The sequence below is a fragment of the Mesorhizobium sp. M7A.F.Ca.US.014.04.1.1 genome, assembly GCF_003998745.1.
GTDB classification, from domain to species: domain Bacteria; phylum Pseudomonadota; class Alphaproteobacteria; order Rhizobiales; family Rhizobiaceae; genus Mesorhizobium; species Mesorhizobium ciceri.
Map to the genome: position 1 here is coordinate 1 of NZ_RZRW01000786.1, position 2105 is coordinate 2105.

Annotated in this window: 2 protein-coding genes and 1 pseudogene; 2 read left to right on the forward strand and 1 reads right to left on the reverse strand. The window is 64.5% G+C overall.

Features of this window, described 5'->3' with window-relative positions:
- Positions 1-219, forward strand: a pseudogene (locus tag EOA22_RS31450) (ABC transporter permease); the annotation flags it as partial.
- Positions 220-329: 110 nt separating this feature from the next.
- The gene (locus EOA22_RS31455) at positions 330-1619 is read left to right on the forward strand and encodes a hypothetical protein (protein WP_063168644.1); all 1290 of its coding nucleotides are present in this window, start codon (positions 330-332) and stop codon (positions 1617-1619) included.
- A 27-nt stretch (positions 1620-1646) separates the two neighbouring features.
- Here EOA22_RS31455 and EOA22_RS31460 read toward each other — a convergent pair.
- On the reverse strand, positions 1647-2105 hold a 459-nt coding region (locus tag EOA22_RS31460), incomplete at its 5' end, for a hypothetical protein (protein ID WP_127390500.1).

Sequence of the window (2105 nt, forward strand, 5' to 3'; positions counted from 1 at the left end):
CTGGCCGTCATTTCGGCCGTCGTCATCGGCGGCACCTCGCTGTTCGGCGGCATCGGCTCGGTCGGCGGCACGGTGGTGGGCGCGGCGCTGATCGGCGTGCTGCAGAACGGGCTGCAGTTCAACAACGTCTCGTCCTACACGCAAAGCATCGTCATCGGGCTCATCCTGATCCTGGCGGTGGCGTTTGATCGGTGGCTGAAGTCGAGGGTAAGAAGGTGAGGGGGACGGTTCTCCCTTCTCCCTCTGTTGGAGAAGGGGAGCCCCATTCCTTGCAAAACAATCATGCTTTGCTAGAAAGGTTTTGGCGGGTGGCATCGTGAGAGAACCTCATGTTTGCCGATATCATCAGACCGATCACCCTAGGTTTTTCGCTGCTGCGGCGGTTCTGGCCGCAGCTCATGGCACTCGTGCTGGCCGGCGTGATGGTCGGCGATCTCCTCATGCTGCTGGCGGCGAAGGTGGCGCTGGCCAATCACTTCGCCGGGTTGGCGATGCTGACGCTGGTGGCGCTGGCGCAGCTGGTGGTGACGGTGGCAATGTTCCACGTGCTGCGCCCCGGCCTGCCGCATGTGGTGGCCGCGCAGCGCGGCGCCGACAAGGCCGCAACCACCGAGACGCAAACGAAGCCGGGTGCCGAGGCTGACCGGCGCGGCTCGCGGCTGGTGCGGATGATCACCATCGCGCTTCTGCCGTTCTTCGCCTATTATGCCGCCTGGGGATTTCTGGGCGACGTCGTGCGGCAGTATTCGCGCGAAACACTCGACCAGGCCGATTTCGGCCAGAGCGCTGATGTGCTCGACGTGCTCGACTCGCGCTGGCTGCTGGTCTCCGTGGCGGTGTCCTGGCTGATCCGCCGGCTGGCCAAATTCATGCAGGCTAAGACAGGTGCGGAGTCGTTCTGGCAGATCGTGGTGGTGATCTGCGAGACCAACTGGATCTTCGTCGGTCTCTACGTGATCAGCCGATGGAAGGATTCGGCCCTGCAATGGCTGATGAGCCGCAATTTCTGGTCGGCCCTGCAGGCATCGGTGGACGGGCTGGCAAACCCGGTGCCGATGGCCTCGGCCGCACCCATGGTGCCGGTCGAGATCTCCTCGATCGCGCCGTCGACGGCTGCGATCAACCTGTTCTTCTTCATGCTCCTGCCGCTGATCTGGCTGGTGATGGCGGCGCTGATCTACGGCTATGATGTGCGCGACGATGCTGCCCTGATGCGCGTGCATGGCCGGCTGGAGCGTGCCGGCCGGCGCTATGCCGGCCTGCCGAAATTCCTGCGCGATTTCGTCGAGCATTTCATCGCCGGCTACCGCTCGCGCTATCTGCCGATCGCCAACGGCGTGCGGCTGACGGTCAGCGCCAGCCTGGTGCTGTTGTGCACGCTGGTGGTCGGCTACCGGTTGCTCGACTGGGGCGCGGCCTGGCTGTGGCTCGGCGCGACGCGGCTGATCGGTCCACACGAGCTCGATATCTGGCAGATTTTTTCGCATGCCGTGACGCTGCTCTTCGGCAGCCCGTTCCAGGATTCCTCCACCGGCATCCTGATCGAGCCGCTGCGCATATGCTTTCTCGCCGCCGTGCTGGAGACGGCGTTTTCGATGGCGAAGCGGGCGGGGAAATGAGCTTTCTTTACGGGGAGAAGGATGCTGTCACTTCGGCGGCCGCTGAAAACGCAGGAACCAGGGGCGCTCGCTGCCCAGGCCAATGGCTGGGCGGATGGTCTCGATGGCATCCTCGGGCACGATGAAGGTCTCGCCGACGCTGATGATTTCGCCCTTTTTGGCGCCGGAGAAGATCGCCGAGGTGCAGTTCATCACGCCGTCCGGCAGGCTGACGCCGGAGATGAAGTCGGGCAGCCAGCGGCGGCCGGCGGCGTCGGTCAGCATCACCTTGCAGCCCAGCCACTGCTTTTGCAGATCGGGATCGCCGACCGTGACGGCGAAGGTGGCGATGACGGCCAAGGCATGCTCGGGCAAGCGGCCGGCCTTGCCGCCGCGCAAATCGGCCAGCCGCCATTCGCTGCCGCCGAACGGCGCGCCTTGGCCAAACTCGACATCCCTGGCGATGAGGTCCTCGCCATGCAGCCATTCACGGATGCTCTCATAGCT

Coding starts and splice junctions, on each gene's coding strand:
- EOA22_RS31455 (WP_063168644.1), top strand. CDS start 330: ATGTTTGCCGATATCATCAGACCGATCACCCTAGGTTTTTCGCTGCTG.